Source organism: Enterobacter sp. MEB024 (assembly GCF_030209635.1).
Taxonomy (GTDB): Bacteria; Pseudomonadota; Gammaproteobacteria; order Enterobacterales; family Enterobacteriaceae; genus Enterobacter; species Enterobacter ludwigii.
This window is the reverse complement of record NZ_JARVRQ010000007.1, coordinates 36,118-56,716: the sequence shown is the minus strand read 5'-3', so window position 1 is coordinate 56,716 and position 20,599 is coordinate 36,118. Positions and strand designations below refer to the sequence as shown.

Annotated in this window: 14 protein-coding genes; 2 read left to right on the top strand and 12 right to left on the bottom strand. The window is 54.0% G+C overall.

The window, feature by feature from the left end:
• Positions 1-3 precede the first annotated feature (3 nt).
• The 4 genes from cydB to mngA all read right to left on the bottom strand — a co-directional run bounded on the left by cydB (position 4) and on the right by mngA (position 7,980).
• Positions 4-1,143 carry a cytochrome d ubiquinol oxidase subunit II gene (gene cydB, locus QRN24_RS14435; protein ID WP_014169180.1) on the bottom strand — a complete coding sequence of 380 codons (1,140 nt, stop codon included), beginning with the start codon at positions 1,141-1,143 and terminating at the stop codon, positions 4-6.
• A 15-nt stretch (positions 1,144-1,158) separates the two neighbouring features.
• Entirely contained in the window at positions 1,159-2,727 is a 1,569-nt protein-coding gene (gene cydA / locus QRN24_RS14430; protein ID WP_020884962.1) for a cytochrome ubiquinol oxidase subunit I, read from the bottom strand.
• Between the two features lie 678 nt (positions 2,728-3,405).
• Complete coding sequence (gene mngB / locus QRN24_RS14425) at positions 3,406-6,042, bottom strand: mannosylglycerate hydrolase (protein WP_284942833.1); 2,637 nt, start codon at positions 6,040-6,042, stop codon at positions 3,406-3,408.
• A gap of 21 nt (positions 6,043-6,063) precedes the next feature.
• Positions 6,064-7,980, bottom strand: a complete 1,917-nt coding sequence (mngA, locus tag QRN24_RS14420) for a PTS 2-O-a-mannosyl-D-glycerate transporter subunit IIABC (RefSeq protein ID WP_284942832.1) — start codon at positions 7,978-7,980, stop codon at positions 6,064-6,066.
• Between the two features lie 169 nt (positions 7,981-8,149).
• On the opposite strand from mngA, the gene QRN24_RS14415 reads away from it, so the two are divergent.
• On the top strand, positions 8,150-8,866 hold the full coding sequence (locus QRN24_RS14415; RefSeq protein ID WP_032681408.1) for a GntR family transcriptional regulator: 717 nt from the start codon (positions 8,150-8,152) through the stop codon (positions 8,864-8,866).
• Positions 8,867-8,949: 83 nt separating this feature from the next.
• Here QRN24_RS14415 and sucD read toward each other — a convergent pair whose 3' ends face one another.
• The 8 genes from sucD to sdhC form a co-directional block, all read right to left on the bottom strand.
• Positions 8,950-9,819 (bottom strand): succinate--CoA ligase subunit alpha, encoded by an 870-nt coding sequence (gene sucD, locus QRN24_RS14410; protein WP_014169173.1) that lies wholly within the window; start codon positions 9,817-9,819, stop codon positions 8,950-8,952.
• Positions 9,819-10,985, bottom strand: coding sequence for an ADP-forming succinate--CoA ligase subunit beta (sucC, locus tag QRN24_RS14405; protein WP_006809579.1), 1,167 nt, complete (start codon positions 10,983-10,985; stop codon positions 9,819-9,821). The genes sucD and sucC overlap by 1 nt, the downstream gene beginning before the upstream one ends.
• Before the next feature lie 85 nt (positions 10,986-11,070).
• A complete protein-coding gene (gene odhB, locus QRN24_RS14400; protein WP_025204653.1) occupies positions 11,071-12,297 on the bottom strand; it encodes a 2-oxoglutarate dehydrogenase complex dihydrolipoyllysine-residue succinyltransferase in 1,227 nt (408 codons plus the stop codon).
• Between the two features lie 14 nt (positions 12,298-12,311).
• Positions 12,312-15,119, bottom strand: a complete 2,808-nt coding sequence (gene sucA / locus QRN24_RS14395) for a 2-oxoglutarate dehydrogenase E1 component (protein ID WP_014169171.1) — start codon at positions 15,117-15,119, stop codon at positions 12,312-12,314.
• Between the two features lie 226 nt (positions 15,120-15,345).
• Positions 15,346-16,062, bottom strand: coding sequence for a succinate dehydrogenase iron-sulfur subunit SdhB (gene sdhB, locus QRN24_RS14390; protein ID WP_014169170.1), 717 nt, complete (start codon positions 16,060-16,062; stop codon positions 15,346-15,348).
• Between the two features lie 15 nt (positions 16,063-16,077).
• A complete protein-coding gene (gene sdhA, locus QRN24_RS14385; protein WP_014883036.1) occupies positions 16,078-17,844 on the bottom strand; it encodes a succinate dehydrogenase flavoprotein subunit in 1,767 nt (588 codons plus the stop codon).
• Positions 17,844-18,191, bottom strand: coding sequence for a succinate dehydrogenase membrane anchor subunit (gene sdhD / locus QRN24_RS14380; RefSeq protein ID WP_010428702.1), 348 nt, complete (start codon positions 18,189-18,191; stop codon positions 17,844-17,846). The genes sdhA and sdhD overlap by 1 nt, the downstream gene beginning before the upstream one ends.
• Positions 18,185-18,589 carry a succinate dehydrogenase cytochrome b556 subunit gene (gene sdhC, locus QRN24_RS14375; protein WP_025204654.1) on the bottom strand — a complete coding sequence of 135 codons (405 nt, stop codon included), beginning with the start codon at positions 18,587-18,589 and terminating at the stop codon, positions 18,185-18,187. The genes sdhD and sdhC overlap by 7 nt, the downstream gene beginning before the upstream one ends.
• A gap of 641 nt (positions 18,590-19,230) precedes the next feature.
• Between sdhC and QRN24_RS14370 the strand changes: the two genes are divergently transcribed.
• Positions 19,231-20,514: a citrate synthase gene (locus QRN24_RS14370; RefSeq protein WP_014169167.1), complete on the top strand. Its 1,284-nt coding sequence runs from the start codon at positions 19,231-19,233 to the stop codon at positions 20,512-20,514.
• Positions 20,515-20,599 lie beyond the last annotated feature (85 nt).

Sequence of the window (20,599 nt, the reverse complement as noted above, 5' to 3'; positions counted from 1 at the left end):
TACTTAGTACAGAGAATGAGTGTTGCTTTCAATATCTTCTTTCGTGATACGACCGAACATTTTCCAGTAACACCAGGCGGTGTACAGCAGGATAATCGGTACGAACACGCAAGCAACATACGTCATCAGGTTAAGCGTCAGCTGGCTGGACGTTGCATCCCACATGGTCAGGCTTGCATTCATCATCGTGCTGGACGGCATGACGAATGGGAACATCGCGATACCTGCAGTCAGAATAATGCACGCCAGCGTCAGTGAGGAAAATACAAATGCCAGGGCACCTTTTTCCAGACGTGACGTCAGTATCGTCAGCAGCGGCAGCAACACACCCAGAGCCGGAATAGCCCACAGAACAGGCATATTATTGAAGTTCACCAGCCACGCGCCAGCCTGACGTGCCACTTCTTTCGTCAGCGGGTTAGACGGTGCCGTGTGGTTAATTGCAGACGTAATGACATAACCGTCGATACCGTACATCACCCATACGCCGGCCAGTGCGAAGCACACCAGGGTAATAAGCGCAGCAACCTGCGCCGTTGCACGAGAGCGAAGATGCAGTTCACCTACGGTACGCATCTGCAGATAGGTCGCACCCTGAGTAATGATCATTGCCACACTCACCACGCCTGCCAGGAGACCAAACGGATTCAGCAGCTGGAAGAAGTTACCGGTGTAGTAAAGACGCATGTATTCATCGATGTGGAACGGTACACCCTGCAGCAGGTTACCGAACGCCACGCCAATCACCAGCGGTGGAACGAAGCTACCAATGAAGATGCCCCAGTCCCACATGTTGCGCCAGCGGGTGTCTTCAATCTTGGAACGGTAGTCGAAACCAACCGGACGGAAGAATAAAGAAGCCAGCACCAGAATCATCGCCACATAGAAACCGGAGAACGCAGCCGCGTAGACCATCGGCCAGGCAGCGAACAGCGCGCCGCCTGCGGTGATCAGCCACACCTGGTTACCGTCCCAGTGCGGGGCGATGGAGTTAATCATGATTCGACGCTCGGTGTCATTACGACCGAGGAAACGGGTGAGCATCCCCACCCCCATGTCGAAACCGTCAGTGACTGCGAAACCGATCAGCAGAATACCGACCAGCAGCCACCAGATAAAACGCAATACTTCATAATCGATCATTTGATGACTCCTGTCTTAGCGTGCCGGCTGAGTAGTCGCACCGGACTGCTCGTAGTGATAGCGACCGGTTTTCAGGCTGCTTGGGCCAAGGCGCGCGAACTTGAACATCAGGAACAGTTCAGCCACCAGGAACAGGGTGTACAGACCACAAATCAGCAGCATGGAGAAGATCAGATCGCCTGCAGTCAGAGAGGAGTTCGCTACCGCCGTTGGCAGCACCTCACCGATCGCCCATGGCTGACGGCCATATTCCGCTACAAACCAGCCGGATTCGATAGCAATCCACGGAAGTGGAATACCATACAGCGCGGTACGCAGCAGCCATTTTTTCTCACCGATGCGGTTACGAATCACGGACCAGAAGGACGCCGCAATGATCAGCAGCATGATGATGCCGCAGCCCACCATGATACGGAATGCGAAGTACAGTGGCGCAACGCGTGGAATGGAGTCTTTGGTCGCCATCTGGATTTGCGCTTCCGTCGCGTCGGAGACGTTCGGGGTATAGCGTTTCAGCAGCAGACCGTAACCCAGATCTTTCTTCACATCGTTGAACTGGTCACGCACGGCCTGGTCGGTAGAACCCGCACGCAGCTGCTCCAGCAGCGCGTAGGCTTTCATACCGTTACGAATACGGCCTTCATGCTGCACCATCAGCTCTTTCAGACCCGTCACCTGCTTGTCGACGGAGCGGGTGGCAATGATGCCGAGCGCGTAAGGAATTTGAATGGCGAAGCGGTTTTCCTGTGCATCCTGGTCGGGAACACCGAACAGAGTAAAGGCAGCAGGCGCGGGTTGGGTTTCCCATTCGGCTTCGATTGCGGCCAGTTTGGTTTTCTGCACGTCACCCATTTCGTAACCGGATTCATCACCCAGCACGATAACAGAGAGGATTGCAGCCATACCGAAGCTTGCAGCGATAGCAAAGGAGCGCTTAGCAAACGCGAAGTCACGACCACGCAGCATGTAGTAAGAGCTGATGCCCAGTACAAACATCGCGCCGCACACATAGCCAGACGCCACGGTGTGAACGAATTTAACCTGTGCGACCGGGTTCAGCACCAGCTCGGCAAAGCTGACCATCTCCATACGCATGGTTTCGAAGTTGAAATCAGACGCGATAGGGTTCTGCATCCAGCCGTTCGCGACCAGGATCCACAGTGCGGACAGGTTCGAACCGAGTGCCACCAGCCAGGTCACCGCCATATGCTGGACTTTGCCCAGACGGTCCCAACCGAAGAAGAACAGACCTACAAAGGTGGATTCGAGGAAGAAGGCCATCAGACCTTCAATGGCCAGCGGCGCACCGAAGATATCCCCAACGTAGTGAGAATAGTAAGACCAGTTAGTCCCGAACTGGAACTCCATGGTCAAACCGGTAGCCACGCCCAGTGCAAAGTTGATACCAAACAACTTGCCCCAGAACTTGGTCATATCTTTATAAATCTGTTTGCCGGAGAGGACGTAGACCGTTTCCATGATGGCCAGCAGGAACGCCATACCGAGCGTTAGTGGCACAAACAGGAAGTGGTACATCGCGGTCAAGGCAAACTGTAAGCGCGACAGTTCGACTATATCTAACATCATGACTCCTTGCTCATCGCATGAAGACTCCGAGAGTGAACCCCGTTAGAAAAGGATTCACACACATGCCCCAATACAAATTATTCGCATCCATGTCGTCGCGCTTAGCCTGAGAAAGGATAAAAGCAATGACGATAGGTTACAAATACGTTAATAAAAAACTCAAATTGATCCCGCAAATATAATACGCTGCAAAACCCTTACAATAAACAGGTTTTTATTGAATCACATTTACGTTTTTCGACGGCGATCAATTTATAGCAAAATTACCACTTTTCAGCCATTTTGATCGGGGACAATTTACCGCCTTTCGACACCTTTTTCCAAGGATTAAACTTTGATTTAAATCAAAAAGCACCGTTTCTGTTAACCATGTTTAAATGTGGTGAGAATGGTAAAAACCTTGTTAATGCTATGTGTACGACGAGATATTTGGAGTTATCAAAAGCAAGAAAGAATATAAACAGACGTGATTTATTTTAACGCTGAAGAACAACGCATCTTTACATTCGCGTTAACGTATAAAGGTAGTCGTCAGCGCGTTTTTTTTCCATTGTGCGACGATAGCCGCAGATAATTACATTTATTTTACCTGCGACACGCTTAAAATTAACACCACAATGTGACTATTCAATAAAAAAGGCTGCCCTGCGCGCAGCCTTTTGTTCACTTCAGACGCTACCTTTCCGTTTTCAGGCTAAAAGTCCGCGATTGCCCAGGCCTGAACAGGCCCGTAATGCCCTTTTCTTCTCCCCTGCCTGCCAGTACCTGTTCATTTAAATTCGTCTCGCAACAGCCTTTAAGCGCCTGATTCCACGATAAAGAGGCATCACAGGACACAGATTCCGACGGATTGAACAGACGAAGGATAAGCGCGTCCCGATCCTCCGCCTTTTTTATCGCGCTCATAACACAGCCTGTCGGCGAAAGGGTCAGCAGGCTGTATCTGTCCGGCGTGCTGAACGGCGCACGGTTAAGCTTCATGGCATCCCAGGGGATTTTGTTATAACACTGGACGGGGGTAAGCCACGCTTTCGCCTGCTGAGCAACGCCGGCGTTCTCGGGAGAGCCGCTAAAACTCAGAAGGCTAAAACGGCAATCGAGCCGGCCCCGAAGCTGCGAGTCCGGAACGGCCATTTTTATGCCGGACGGTCGGCCCGGGCGCAACAGTAAATCTTCCTTTCCCAACACGCCCACACCGCGTAAAAGGGTCAGAGCAAACGCTTTTTCCGCCTCCCCCACCACTTCAAATTCGCGTAACCCTTCTGTGAACAGGGCGATCCCGTTTCGTTCCTGCTGCAGCACGGCGTAGTTAAGTAAATTCCAGACGGGAACCGGTGCCTCTTTCCAGCCCTCTTCTTGCCAGTTAGCCATCGCGTCATCGCGAACCGGGCGCGTTATGGAGCCAAACTGCGTATCTGACAGTACCTGCTCCGTCATAAACGGCGTCGGGATAAGCACGCGGACCCGGTGATCGTCAGCCTGATTATCCAGACGCGCCACAACATCTACACGCCTGCTGTTATGGCTGAGAGTGACCTCAAATTCCACCGCAAGAGCGCCATTGCGCAGGCGGGCCGACCGCTCGGCCAGGTTTGCCGGAACGGCGATGCGATGCTGGATCACCGCCCTGCTCTGCCAGGCTTCCTGTATCACCTCAACATGATGCTGCCCGTGCGCTGAAGTGAGCCGCCACTCTTCCCGGGAAGGCGAGTAGTCGTACTCATCGCCATCATCCGACCCCTCTTCAATTTCCAGTACGCGGTCATAAATAAGTCCGGATTCTTTATCACGCAGGCGCAGCGTGCCATCGTCATTTATATCAATTTGCCAGAAGGCGTTTTCCAGCAGAGCATCCGTTTTTGCCCTCGCGGGCAGCCTCTTTTCAGAAGCCTGGGGCTCGATGTAAAGCGTGCGGTATCCCATCGCGGGCAGGATCTGACAGATTTGGATATCAAATTCCATAAACGGATCGTAATTACCATAGTGCACGATTTGCCGGTCAATCAGCCCCGGGTCTATTTCCCGGGCGCGGCGAATAAAACAGGGGATCTCATTGCCTTTATCATCCCGCAACCGGAACTGGCTCGCGCGCAGACGAAGGGTGGTGTTAATCACCTCTTCACGGGGCCAGGGCATCAGATTGAACATCACCAGCTTGTCGGCCTCGCTTTGCGGCATATTGTCGACAATCTTGCGCATCGAGAAACGCGTGAGGTTATCGGCCATGTCTTCAGCGAGCGCAAACCGGGCCATAATCTCACGATGCACTTTGTCGCTGCAGCAGCAGCCAATACTGTCGTGAGCATGATTCTTGAGGATCTCTTTCCACATTTTCTCCAGCAAACCGTGGTGATACTCGAAGCCCAGCATCCAGGCGAGCGCCGCCAGCGGTTCGAGGATATTCACGATTTTGTTTTCAATGCGGGCGTGGGCAATTTTGATGTCCATCCGTGTGGAGCCGATTGTCCGGTGTACACGCATGTATTTGCCGTCGATAAACTCCCCTTTCAGCGTCGCCAGTTCGTCACGGTGCGCTTCAGTATGTTCAAAGACCTCCTCGAACCGGCTCATCACAAATTTCCGCTGCGGGTACATCTTTCGAAGGGTATCCATCACCGCGAAAATGTTCTGCTGGAGGGGCATCTGGTCGTGACCGTTAGGCAGCAGAATCTCTTTCGTCACGGAAGCGTTCTCCAGCAATGTAAGCCAGGTATCGAGCCGTTTACGCAGCCCCGCTTCATCCTCCGGTAAGTACTTACCAATCGCGTAGCCCAGCGGTAGTACCTGCGCCGTAACTTCGCTGCCGTCTGCGCTCTGCCATAAAAATTCTGTTTTATCGGTGCCGTGACGCTCAGAACATCCGCGCCAGAACAGCGTGCGGGTGATACCAAAGCCGTTATAGATATGCGGAAGTTGCCCGGACATGCCAAACGAATCCGGCAGATACCCTATTTTCATCGGCTCACCGAATTCCATGCAGTCGCGCATCCCGTACATCAGGTTGCGAACGATCGATTCGCCACTGACAATCGTGGTGTCGGTCTGGGTATACCACGGCCCGATAATCAGCTTTCCGCGCTCAACCAGCGCTTTTACCCGGGGCCGGTTGTCCGGTACGACGGCGAAGTAATCCTCCAGTACCGCGGTCTGTCCATCAAGAACGTAGTATTTATACTCTTCGTCCTGCTCCAGACGGGTCAGGATCTCCTCCATGTTATTGACCAAAAGGATCCGCGACGCTTCGGTGGTGAAATACCACTCACGGTCCCAGTGCATATGTGGCGTGATATGAACGCGAGATACAGCTTTCATCTTCGTTTCCTGTAAATGAATTTATGGCGTGACGTCTTCCGTCAGGTATTTGCCTTTTTTTACGCCCTGACGTCGCCAGAACAGTAAGATGAGCGTAGAGAGCATCGTTCCCCCCAGCGCAGCGCCAAACCAGCCTGCCGCCGCGATCGCGCCACCCATCCCCGCGTCATGCAGTAAAAAGAGAGAGAAGATGCCCGCCCCCGGCGTAGACAACCCGATGCCCATTGCACCGATAATCGCCCCTGTTGCCATCGAGCCAACAACAAACGAGCCAATCACCCGCAGCGGATCTTCAATGGCCATCGGAATTGCCCCTTCGGTGATGCCCGCAAGGCCCAGCAGCCACGTCGACTTGCCGGTTTCGATTTCAAACGGTTTAAAGAGATGCGGTGCCAGCATGGTTGAAGCCGTGACGGTAAAAGCCGAGACCATTTTGACGGAAGCAAAAATGGCATACGGCCCGTAAACGCCGTTGGCCATCGCCCCCAGACAGAACGCATAGGCCGCTTTGTTGACCGGTCCCCCCAAATCGAACGAGCACATAAAACCGAGCAGAGTGCCCAGTAGCAGCGCATTGGCACCGGAGAGCCCGTTAAGCCATGCCGTGAGGGAGGAGTTGATCCACGCGACCGGCTCGCCGATCACGAACAGCATCAGGCTGCCCGCGCCCAGCACGCCAATCACCGGGTAGAGGTAATAGGTTAAAAAGCCGTTATAACGCTGACTCAGACGGATATGGTTTTTCACCCAGCGCATCAGATAGCCGGCAATCAGGCCACCTGCAATCGCCCCTAAAAAACCTGAACCGATCATATTGGCGGCAAGACCGGCCGCAAAACCCGGCGCCAGAGCAGGTTTATCTGCCAGCGAGTAGGCAGTATACGCGGCCAGCACCGGCACCATTAACGTGCCTAACATCCCCCCGCCGAGTTTGCGATACATCCACAGCCATGAGTTCTCTTGCTCAAACAGATGCTGTAATCCCAACATCTGTGCCAGCAATACCGCGACGGCCAGCACCGTGCCTCCCGCCACAATCAGCGGCACGGCAAAGGAAATACCGTTGAGCAGGGCCTGCTTAAGCTCCGTTTTAAGGCTTTTGCTCACATCATTGCCGGTGTGCACCTGGCGATGCGTTCCCGCGGGGGGTAAGGCCAACGCACGCTTAATAAGCGCTTCGGCATGGCGAAGCGGTTCCGCAACCGGCACGGACAGCGTCGGGATGCCCTGAAAACGCTCGCTCTCTTTGAGAGCCACTTCTGCGGCAATGATACAGGCCTGCGCAGTGCGTAACTGCTGCGCGGTCAACCGCCCTTCGATACCGTTCGCCCCCTGCTTTTCCACCACCACGTTTACGCCAAGCTTACGCCCCGCTTTTTCCAGATACTCAGCGGCCATATAGGTATGCGCAATGCCGGCGGGGCATGCAGTTACACAAACGATGGTTGGCGCATCCACGAACGCGACAACGCCATCTTCCTGTGGCGCATCGTCCAGCGCGGCGAGTAGCGCTGCTGCCGTGGTAGCCGCCATGACGCGCGCCCGAAGAGTTTCATCCGCCAGACGAGAAGTAAGTTCCGTCAGCACCTGGATATGGGTTGAGCCAGCTTCAGCCGGCGGAATGGCAAGCAGGAAAATCAGTTCGACATTTTCCGGGCCATCCACGCCTTCCCAGTTCAGCGGTTCACGCAGGGTGGCTACGGCAAAAGCCGCCTCTTTCACCACCGCTGATTTACCATGCGGGACTGCCAGCCCTTCGCCGAGCGCGGTAGGGCCTAGCGATTCCCGATGAAAGACTTCGGTTAAAAACGCATTGCCATCGGTAATTTTGCCGAGCGTCACCAGCCGCATCGTGAGCTGGCGTATTGCTTCATCACGACTGGTGTACTGCGCCTGCACGCAGACAGCGTCGGGATGGGTCAGGGTCGTCAGGTTCATCAGGATCCTCACACTCAAGGGTAATTGTTCAGGATCGATTGTGACAGACTAACTGATACCTTTATGTGATCATTTTCACTAACACCGATAATTTGTATTTAATTTGTATTATTTACAAATTCTGTGCTGGAGGCATAATTCCGTGAAAAGGTATTAGAAGGCAGACGACATGGGCAATAAACCGATGTACCGGCAGATAGCGGATGCGCTTCGCGAGAAAATTACCGCCGGTGAGTTAAAACCCGGTGATGCGTTACCGACGGAATCCAGCCTGCAGGAGACATTTAGCGTCAGTCGCGTCACGGTGAGGCAGGCACTGAAGCTCCTCACTGAAGAGCAGATTATCGAGAGCATTCAGGGCAGCGGCTCCTATGTGAGAGAGGAGCGCGTCAATTACGACATTTATCAGCTTACCGGCTTTTATGAAAAACTGGCGGACCGAAACGTCGATACCCACAGCGACGTAAAAACATTCGAAGTGATCAAAGCGGATGTGAAACTGGCTGAGACGCTTAACATTCGCCCGGATGACAAAGTGTGGCATGTCAAACGGGTGCGCTTTATTAAGCAAAAACCGGTGAATCTGGAAGAGACGTGGATGCCGCTGGCGATGTTCGCCGACCTCACCTGGGAGGTGATGGAAAATTCCAAATATCACTACATCGAACAGATCAAGAAGATGGTTATCGATCGCAGTGAACAGGAACTGGTTCCGATCATGCCCTCACAGGAGGCGATCGACGCGCTGGCGCTGGATCCGGCAAAACCGATACTGGAAAAGGTGTCACGCGGCTTTCTGAAGGATGGGCGGGTGTTTGAATACAGCCGTAACGTGTTTAACAGCGACGATTACAAATTCACGCTGGTCGCGAAACGCAGGCATTAAAAAAGGCCGCTTTACAGCGGCCAACCATGTCGAAACGGACACTTATTACTTCAACGCTCCCTTTTACAGGGAGCAGAGAGGATTTACTTAATGATGGATTTCAGTGCTTCGCCGATATCCGCCAGGCTGCGAACGGTTTTCACGCCAGCGGCTTCCAGCGCGGCGAATTTCTCATCAGCCGTACCTTTACCACCTGCGATAATCGCGCCTGCGTGACCCATACGCTTACCTTTCGGCGCTGTCACACCTGCGATATAACCGACAACCGGCTTGGTCACATGTTCTTTGATATACGCAGCCGCTTCTTCTTCTGCGCTACCGCCGATCTCACCGATCATCACGATCGCTTCGGTCTGCGGATCTTCCTGGAACATTTTCAGGATATCAATGAAGTTAGAACCTGGGATGGGGTCACCTCCGATGCCCACACAGGTGGACTGGCCGAAACCGTAGTCGGTAGTCTGCTTAACCGCTTCATAGGTCAGCGTACCGGAACGGGAGACGATACCCACTTTACCCGGTTTGTGAATGTGACCCGGCATGATGCCGATTTTACATTCGCCTGGGGTGATAACGCCCGGGCAGTTCGGGCCGATCATGCGCACGCCAGCTTCATCCAGCTTCACTTTCACGGTCAGCATATCCAGCGTCGGGATACCTTCGGTGATGGTGATGATGAGCTTGATGCCCGCGTCAATCGCTTCCAGAATCGAGTCTTTGCAGAACGGAGCCGGAACGTAAATAACGGTCGCGGTCGCGCCCGTCGCTTCAACCGCTTCGCGCACGGTGTTGAATACCGGCAGGCCCAGGTGCGTGGTGCCGCCTTTACCTGGCGTTACGCCGCCAACCATCTGCGTGCCGTAGGCAATCGCCTGTTCGGAGTGGAAAGTCCCCTGGCTACCGGTGAAGCCCTGGCAGATAACCTTGGTATCTTTATTAATTAAAACTGACATTATTTCCCCTCCACTGCGGCAACAACCTGCTGAGCTGCATCCGTCAGACTTTTCGCTGCAATAATATTCAGGCCGCTGTCAGCCAGTTTTTTCGCGCCGAGTTCAGCGTTGTTACCTTCCAGACGCACCACAACCGGGACGTTAACACCCACTTCTTCTACCGCACCGATGATACCGTCTGCGATCAGGTCGCAACGCACGATACCGCCGAAGATGTTAACCAGCACGGCTTTGACGTTGTCATCAGAGAGGATGATTTTGAACGCTTCGGTTACACGCTCTTTGGTTGCGCCACCGCCCACGTCGAGGAAGTTTGCAGGCTCACCGCCGTGCAGCTTAACGATGTCCATGGTGCCCATCGCCAGGCCTGCGCCGTTAACCATGCAGCCGATGTTGCCATCCAGCGCCACGTAGTTCAGTTCCCACTGTGCAGCCTGCGCTTCACGCGGGTCTTCCTGAGACTGGTCGCGCATTTCACGCAGATCCGGCTGACGGAACAGTGCGTTGCCGTCAGCGCCCAGTTTGCCGTCGAGGCAGATCAGGTCGCCCTGAGTGGTGATGACCAGCGGGTTGATCTCGATCAGCGCCAGGTCGCGCTCCAGGAAGATGGTTGCCAGACCCATGAAGATCTTGGTGAACTGCTGAACCAGCTTGCCTTCCAGACCCAGTTTGAACGCCAGCTCACGGCCCTGGTAAGGCATTGGGCCTGCCAGCGGATCGATCGCCACTTTGTGGATGAGATGTGGCGTCTCTTCTGCCACTTTCTCGATTTCCACGCCGCCTTCGGTAGATGCCATGAACACCACACGACGGGAGCTACGGTCAACAACCGCGCCCAGGTACAGTTCTTTCGCGATGTCAGTTGCAGCTTCAACCAGGATCTGGTTGACAGGCTGACCGTTCGCATCTGTCTGGTACGTTACCAGACGCTTGCCGAGCCAATGTTCAGCAAACGCACGAATCTCTTCTTTACTCTTAACAACCTTCACACCGCCCGCTTTACCACGGCCACCAGCGTGAACCTGACACTTAACTACCCAAGGGCCGGAACCGATTTTAGATGCGGCTTCTTCTGCTTCACGCGGGGTAGTACAGGCATAACCCACCGGAGCCGGTAAGCCATACCGGGCAAACAGCTGTTTGGCCTGATATTCATGTAAGTTCATGTGTTCTATCCATCCTTCAGGTAATCGTTAGGTAGTGCTTTTGTAGGCCCGGCAGACAACGCGCCGCCGGGCAAGACTGCTAAAACTAGACGTCCAGCAGCAGACGCGTTGGATCTTCCAGCAGCTCTTTAATGGCAACCAGGAAGCCCACGGACTCGCGGCCGTCGATCAGACGGTGATCGTAAGAGAGTGCCAGATACATCATTGGCAGGATCTCCACTTTGCCGTCTACCGCCATTGGACGATCTTTAATGGCATGCATACCCAGGATCGCGCTCTGCGGCGGGTTGATGATCGGGGTAGACATCAGTGAACCGAAAACGCCGCCGTTGGTAATGGTGAAGTTACCGCCGGTCAGATCGTCTACGGTCAGCTTGCCGTCGCGACCTTTTACAGCCAGCTCTTTAATCTTTTTCTCGATGTCAGCCATACCCAGAGTATCGACATCACGCAGAACCGGGGTAACCAGACCACGTGGCGTAGAGACTGCCATGCTGACGTCGAAGTAGTTGTGGTAAACCACGTCATCGCCATCGATAGAGGCGTTAACTTCCGGGTAGCGTTTCAGCGCTTCAACAACCGCTTTCACGTAGAAGGACATAAAGCCCAGACGGATACCGTGACGTTTTTCAAACGCGTCACCGTACTGCTTACGCAGGTCCATGATTGGCTTCATATTCACTTCGTTGAAGGTGGTCAGCATCGCGGTGGAGTTTTTCGCTTCCAGCAGACGTTCAGCCACACGCTTACGCAGGCGAGTCATCGGCACGCGTTTTTCGCTACGGGCACCCAGCGCAGGCTGTGCTGCCGGCGCCGCTGCCGCTGCTGGCGCTTTAGCTTCTGCCTGAGCAGGGGCTTTCGCCAGGTGCTTCTCGATATCTTCACGGGTCAGACGACCACCGACACCGGTGCCTTTAATGGCAGCCGCATCCAGGTTGTGCTCGGCCAGCAGGCGACGGATCGCCGGGCTGAGCGCGTCGTTAGTCTGCTCTTCCAGAGAGGCCTGCTGACGCTGGGCTGGGGTAGACGCTTTTTCGTCAGACTTCGCGCTGGACTCTTTGCCCGCGCTGTTGCCTTCACGCAGGCGACCCAGGATCTGACGGGAGGTTACGGTTGTCCCTTCGTCTTCCAGGACTGCATCCAGAATGCCATCCGCTGAAGCCGGTACTTCCAGTACCACTTTGTCAGTTTCGATTTCTACCAGCACTTCATCGCGCTTAACGCTATCGCCCGGTTTTTTGTGCCAGGTGGCGACGGTCGCATCTGCTACGGACTCAGGCAGGTCGGGAACAAGAATATCTACGCTACTCATTATGTATCCTTTAATTAATCGACGTTCAGCGCGTCATTGACCAGATCTTGTTGCTGCTTCTGGTGAACGGACATATACCCTACCGCCGGAGAGGCGGAGGCCGGGCGACCTGCATAACGCAGGGCAGACCCAAATGGAATGACTTCACGGAAATGATGCTGACTGCAGTACCAGGCGCCCTGGTTGAGCGGCTCTTCCTGGCACCAGACAAAATCATGCACGTGAGCATACGGTTTCAACGCTTCCTGCACCGCCTGGTGCGGGAATGGATAAAGCTGTTCGATACGCACGATGGCGACATCTTTCTGGTCGTTCTTACGGCGCTGTTCCAGCAGGTCGTAATAAACCTTACCAGAACACATCACAACACGCTTAACGGCCTGCGGATCCAGTTCGTCAACCTCACCGATGGCAGGCAGGAAGGTGCCGTTCGCCAGTTCGTCCAGGCTGGACACCGCCAGCGGGTGGCGCAGCAGGGATTTTGGCGACATGACCACCAGCGGACGGCGCATACCGCGCAGCGCCTGACGACGCAGCATGTGGTAGACCTGAGCCGGAGTGGACGGCACGCACACCTGCATGTTCTGCTCAGCGCAGAGCTGCAGATAACGTTCCAGACGGGCGGAGGAGTGCTCCGGACCCTGACCTTCGTAACCGTGTGGCAGCAGCATCACCAGGCCACACATACGGCCCCATTTCTGCTCGCCGGACGAAATGAACTGGTCGATAACGACCTGGGCACCGTTGGCGAAGTCACCGAACTGCGCTTCCCAGATAGTCAGGGTGCGCGGTTCTGCAGTGGCGTAGCCGTATTCGAATGCCAGTACCGCTTCTTCAGACAGGACGGAGTCCCATACCTTGAACTGACCCTGACCGTTATGGACATGCTGCAGCGGAGTATAGGTTGAACCGTTAGTCTGGTTGTGAACTACCGCGTGACGGTGGAAGAAGGTGCCACGGCCCGCATCTTCACCGGACAGACGAACAGGAATGCCTTCATCTACCAGCGTTGCGTAAGCCAGTGTTTCCGCCCCGCCCCAGTCGAACAGCTTCTCGCCCGCCGCCATTGATTGACGGTCAGCATAAATTTTCGCTACGCGAGACTGCATCTCGATAGCGTCTGGTACGGTGCTGATGCGTTTAGCCAGCTCCTGCAGGCGCTTCATCTCTACCTTGTTCGGGTAGCTCTCATCCCACTCGTGGTTGAGGTACGGCGACCAGGTAAAGGAGTGCATGTTCATCGGGCGCAGCTCTTTCACTACGCATTCACCCGCATCCAGCGCGTCGCGGTAGAGGTTGACCATTTCGGTCGCATCTTCCAGCGTCGTCACGTTGTCGCCTTCCAGCTTGTCAGCATAGATTTTGCGTGGCGTCGGGTGTTTTTTGATTTTCTGATACATCAGCGGCTGCGTTGCACTTGGCTCGTCAGCTTCGTTGTGGCCATGACGGCGGTAGCAGAACAGGTCGATGAACACATCGCGTTTGAAGGTGTTACGGTAGTCCAGCGCCAGACGGGTAACGAACGCCACGGCTTCAGGGTCATCCGCGTTAACGTGGAAGATTGGCGCCTGAACCATCTTACCGATGTCGGTGCAGTACGGGGTAGAACGCGCATCCAGTGGGTTAGAGGTCGTGAAGCCCACCTGGTTGTTGATAACAATGCGAACGGTACCGCCCACTTCGTAACCACGCGCCTTGGACATGTTCAGCGTTTCCTGAACCACGCCCTGCCCTGTGACTGCCGCGTCACCGTGAATGGTGATTGGCAGAACTTTGTTGCTGCTCGGCTCGTCCAGACGATCCAGACGCGCACGCACAGAACCGATAACCACCGGGCTCACGATTTCCAGGTGTGACGGGTTAAACGCCAGCGCCAGGTGAACCAGACCGCCTTCGGTTTCGATATCAGACGAGAAGCCCATGTGGTACTTCACGTCACCGGTGCCGAGGTGTTCTTTATGTTTGCCCGCGAATTCGTCGAACAGGTCCTGCGGTTTTTTACCCAGCACGTTGACCAGTACGTTCAGACGACCGCGGTGCGCCATACCCAGCACCACTTCACGGGTACCGCTTTTGCCCGCGTGGCGAATCAGCTCTTTCAGCATAGGTACCAGCGCGTCGCCGCCTTCCAGCGAGAAGCGTTTCGCACCCGGGAATTTCGCGCCCAGATAGCGTTCAAGGCCTTCTGCTGCGGTCAGTTCGCTGAGGAAGCGTTTTTTCTCTTCAGCAGAGAAATTCGCGTGACCCGCCACAGATTCGATGCGCTGCTGGATCCAGCGTTTCTCTTCTGTAGAGGTGATGTGCATATATTCCGCGCCGATGGAGCCGCAGTAGGTTTGCTTGAGCGCGTCAATCAGCTCGCCCAACTTCATCGTGTCTTTGCCGATGGCAAAGGAACCTACGTTAAAGCTTTCCTGGAAATCGGCCTCGGTCAGATCGTGATACGCCGGATCGAGATCCGCCACACGATCTTGTTTCCACAGTCCCAGCGGATCGAGATTCGCATGCTGGTGACCACGGAAGCGATAAGCGTTGATAAGCTGCAGGACTTTAACCTGCTTCGCATTGGTGTCAGGGTCGGAAATCGCAGAAGAGTAACGTGAGGCATCCTTCGCCAGACGACGGAAATAATCACGTGTTTTGGAATGGAATTGATCCGGTTTGACTCCAGTGCCAGGTAACTGCTGGAACATGGAACGCCAGTTTGCGTCCACTGAGTCAGGATCGGTTAAGAAGTCTTCATAGAGCTGTTCTATCCAGCTCTGGTTTGAACCAGAGAGGTAAGAAGAGTCCAGCCAGGCTTTCATTGCGCCGTTCTGCATCGTGATCCCTTAAGCATTTTTATGCTTACTTTCGCCGTAGAAACTACCACGTACAACACGTACGTGCCGGGGTTCACCTGCGAGCTCTTATGTTGTCTTGGGCTCGCGAAGGAACCTTTAAAAACTGTCTGCACCTCGGGGCAGTTTTTAGAGGTTTCCTACATTTTATCCCCTCTCCTGTCAGGAGAGGGTCAGGGCGAGGGGAACAACGCTCCCCTCCTGTTACTTATGCACTGCGCTGCAGCAGCATCGACTTAATATGGCCGATGGCGCGCGTCGGGTTCAGCCCCTTAGGACATACACTGACGCAGTTCATGATGCTATGGCAGCGGAATACGCTGAAAGCATCACTCAGTCCTTCCAGACGACTGTCGGTTTCGGTGTCGCGGCTATCGATCAGGAAGCGATAGGCAGCCAGCAGACCGGCCGGGCCGATAAACTTGTCCGGGTTCCACCAGAACGACGGGCAAGAGGTCGAGCAACATGCACAGAGAATACACTCGTACAAACCATCGAGTTTTTCACGCTGCTCAGGAGACTGTAAGTGCTCACGAGCCGGTGGATTTTGCCCATTATTCAATAAGTAAGGCTTAATCTTCTCATATTGTGCATAGAATTGCCCCATGTCTACCACCAAATCGCGAACGACTGGCAGACCTGGCAAAGGACGGATAACAATTTTCTGACCCGCGCGCTGCAACGCTGAAATTGGCGTGATGCAGGCCAGACCATTTTTACCGTTCATGTTCACACCGTCAGAGCCACAAACGCCTTCACGGCATGAGCGACGGAACGACAGTGTCGGATCTTTTTCTTTCAGCTGGATTAAGGCATCCAGCAGCATCATGTCACGGCCTTCTTCCGCTTCCAGGGTGTAATCCTGCATACGCGGAGCATCATCTACATCCGGGTTATAACGATAAACTGAGAATTCGAGTTTCATTATCCTGTCTCCGCATTAGTAAGTACGAATCTTCGGCGGGAACGCCGGACGCAGTTTCGGTTCCATATTGACGCTACGACGCGTCATGGATTCCGACTCTGGCAGATACAGGGAATGGCACAGCCAGTTTTCATCGTCACGATCCGGGAAGTCGAAGCGGCTATGCGCGCCACGGCTCTCGGTACGGAAGTTTGCCGACATCGCGGTAGCGAACGCCGTTTCCATCAGGTTATCCAGCTCCAGACACTCAACGCGCTGGGTATTGAACTCGCTGGACGTGTCGTCCAGACGGGCATTTTTCAGACGCTCGCGGATCGCTTTCAGCTGCTCAAGACCTTTGGCCATCGCATCCCCTTCACGGAATACCGAGAAGTTGTGCTGCATACATTCCTGCAGCGCTTTGCGGATTTCCACCGGATCTTCACCATTACGGTTGCCGTTCCAGCGGTTCAGACGCTCAAGCGACGCATCAATTTCATCGTCGGTGGCATCACGCAGCGCACCCTGCTCGGCAATAGACTCTTGCAGATGCAGACCTACCGCACGACCAAATACCACCAGGTCAAGCAGGGAGTTCCCGCCCAGACGGTTTGCACCGTGTACGGATACGCAGGCAATTTCACCGACGGCAAACAGGCCCGGGATAACAACGTCTTCACCCTGCTCGTTCACGGTCAGCGCCTGGCCGGTCACTTTGGTCGGAATACCGCCCATCATGTAGTGACAGGTTGGGATTACCGGGATAGGCTCTTTCACTGGATCGACGTGCGCGAAGGTACGAGACAGCTCCAGAATGCCTGGCAGACGTGATTCCAGAACCTCTTTACCCAGATGGTCGAGTTTCAGCTTCGCGTGTGGACCCCATGGGCCGTCACAGCCGCGGCCTTCACGGATTTCGATCATGATGGAACGCGCCACCACGTCACGACCCGCCAGGTCTTTCGCATTCGGGGCATAACGCTCCATGAAGCGCTCGCCGTGTTTGTTCAGCAGGTAACCCCCTTCACCACGGCAGCCTTCTGTTACCAGCACGCCGGCACCGGCGATGCCGGTTGGGTGGAACTGCCACATTTCCATATCCTGCACCGGTACGCCGGCGCGGATAGCCATACCTACGCCGTCACCGGTGTTGATGTGGGCGTTGGTGGTAGATTGATAAATACGGCCTGCACCGCCGGTCGCCAGCACGGTAGCACGCGCTTTGAAGTAGACCACTTCACCGGTTTCAATACACAGCGCGGTACAACCTACAACGGCGCCATCGGCATTTTTCACCAGATCCAGCGCATACCACTCGGAGAAAATAGTCGTGTGGTTTTTCAGGTTCTGTTGATACAGCGTGTGCAGCAGTGCGTGACCGGTACGGTCAGCCGCAGCTGCGGTACGTGCCGCCTGCTCGCCGCCGAAGTTTTTCGACTGGCCGCCAAACGGACGCTGATAAATGGTGCCATTTTCCAGACGGGAGAACGGCAGACCCATGTGGTCCAGCTCCAGAATCGCTTCCGGGCCAGTCTTACACATATATTCGATAGCATCCTGGTCGCCGATGTAGTCGGAACCTTTGACCGTGTCATACATGTGCCATTCCCAGTTATCTTCATGGGAATTGCCCAGCGCAACGGTAATACCGCCCTGCGCGGAGACAGTGTGGGAACGGGTCGGGAAGACTTTAGAGAGCAGCGCACAGGTCTGGCCGCTCTGGGAAATTTGCAGTGCTGCACGCATACCTGCGCCACCAGCACCAATCACAACAGCATCAAATTCTCTGACTGGCAGTTTCATTACACACCCCACACCACAACGAATCCATAAATAACGTAAACCACCAGTGCAACGACAATGACCAGCTGCAGAGGAAGGCGAATCGCCAGCGGTTTAACGTAATCGGTCAACACCTGCCACATACCAATCCAGGCATGAATAAGGATGGAGAACAGAGCCAGCAGGGTGAACACTTTGGTGAAGGCAGATCCGAAGAACCCACTCCAGATTTCCCACGTCAGCGTGCCGCTGGTCGCGAAGAAACCAATCATATAGATGATATAAAGGGTGAGAACGATGGCGGTAGCACGGACCAGAATGAAGTCATGTACGCCGTTGCGTCCTAATGCGGAGGCGTTGCTTACCATACGAGAACTCCTGCGAGAAGTGAAAGCACGACAGTCAATACAAATGAAATATTAGCGGAGCGTTTACCGGCTTCGAAAGTCTCTTCCAGGTAGCCAAAGTCCATCAGCATATGACGAATGCCCACGACAACGTGGTACGCCAGCGCAGTCAGAATGCCCCACATGATAAATTTCACGAAGAAGCTGTTCATGATGGCAGAGGCCTGGAGGAATCCTTCAGGAGAAGAGAGGCTGGTACCCAGTAACCACAGCAGAATGCCGACCGCCACAAACGTAATCACACCAGAAACGCGGTGCAGAATGGACGCTATTGCTGTTACAGGGAACCGGATCGTTTTGAGATCCAGATTGACAGGTCTTTGTTTTTTCACATTTCTTATCATGAATAACGCCCACATGCTGTTCTTATTGTTTCCTTCCTCCGGACTGCGATGCGGGTCAGACAGCGTTCCTTTTCTATAACTGCGCGTCATGCAAAACATTGCTTCCAAATGCTAAAACGACACGTTACAACGCTGGGTGGCTCGGGATTGCAGGGTGTTCCGGAGACCTGGCGGCAGTATAGGCCGTTCACAAAATCATTACAATTAACCTACATACAGTTTGTCGGGTTTTCTCTGGAACAGTGATCAGGGTCACGATAACAACATCTTTTTAATTTTTAATCATCTGATTTGACAAATGTTAAACAATATTGTTACAAACGTCATCAGAAAAGGCATATAATGCGCAAAAGTTATGAGGTCTCACTTTCACCTGACAAATAGTTATGTAACAGTGTGATGGTATTGACCGAAGTTATCAGGACAGTTATTAGTGATATACAGGTTTGAATAATTCGGACTGCGAAGACACTGATTTGCTGTTGTTTCACTGATTTTTCATGTTTTTACCTGCAAGGCGCCATAGCTCTGTACCCTGGTTTCTCCTCGTGAGCTGAGCGGTAAGCCAAATAACAAACTGGTAACGGTGAGAAATCAGCAGAATGCAAATCCGGTAATTGGCAGTCTTAAGCAATAAGGCGCTAAGGAGACCGTAAATGGCTGATACAAAGGCAACGCTCACCCTAAATGGTGACACTGCTGTTGAACTGGATGTGCTAAAAGGCACGCTCGGTCAGGATGTTATTGATATCCGTACGCTGGGTTCTAAAGGTGTATTCACCTTCGACCCTGGATTTACCTCTACCGCATCTTGCGAATCCAAAATCACCTTCATTGATGGTGACGAAGGTATCCTGCTCCATCGCGGCTTCCCCATCGATCAGTTAGCCACCGAATCCAACTATCTGGAAGTGTGCTACATCCTGCTCAACGGCGAAAAACCGACGCAGGCACAATACGATGAATTCAAAACCACCGTCACCCGTCACACCATGATTCATGAGCAGATTACCCGTCTGTTCCATGCTTTCCGTCGTGATTCTCACCCAATGGCGGTGATGTGCGGTATTACCGGCGCGCTGGCAGCGTTCTACCACGACTCGCTGGACGTGAATAATCCACGTCACCGCGATATCGCGGCGTTCCGCCTGCTGTCCAAAATGCCGACCATGGCAGCGATGTGTTACAAATACTCCATCGGCCAGCCGTTTGTTTATCCACGTAACGACCTCTCCTACGCCGGTAACTTCCTGCGCATGATGTTCTCCACGCCGTGTGAAGAGTACGAAGTGAACCCGGTACTGGAACGTGCGATGGACCGTATTCTGATCCTGCACGCCGACCACGAACAGAACGCCTCCACCTCCACCGTCCGTACCGCAGGCTCTTCAGGCGCGAACCCGTTCGCCTGTATCGCTGCGGGTATCGCCTCCCTGTGGGGACCGGCGCACGGCGGCGCGAACGAAGCGGCACTGAAGATGCTGGAAGAGATCAGCTCCGTTGAGCACATTCCTGAATTCGTGCGTCGCGCGAAAGACAAGAATGACTCCTTCCGTCTGATGGGCTTCGGTCACCGTGTGTACAAAAACTACGACCCACGCGCTACCGTTATGCGTGAAACATGCCACGAAGTGCTGAAAGAGCTGGGTACAAAAGACGACCTGCTGGAAGTGGCGATGGAGCTTGAGCACATCGCGCTGAACGACCCGTACTTCATCGAGAAGAAACTCTACCCGAACGTCGATTTCTACTCTGGCATTATTCTGAAAGCGATGGGCATTCCGTCTTCCATGTTCACCGTGATCTTCGCCATGGCACGTACCGTTGGCTGGATTGCGCACTGGAACGAAATGCACAGCGAAGGCATGAAAATCGCCCGTCCTCGTCAGCTGTATACTGGCTACGAGCAGCGTGATTTTAAGTCTGACATCAAACGCTGATGTTAACGGGGTGTGGCCTGATGTCCTCACCCCATCCCTCTCTTACTTCGAGAGAGTGAAGACATTAAAAACGGTGACCCCTTGG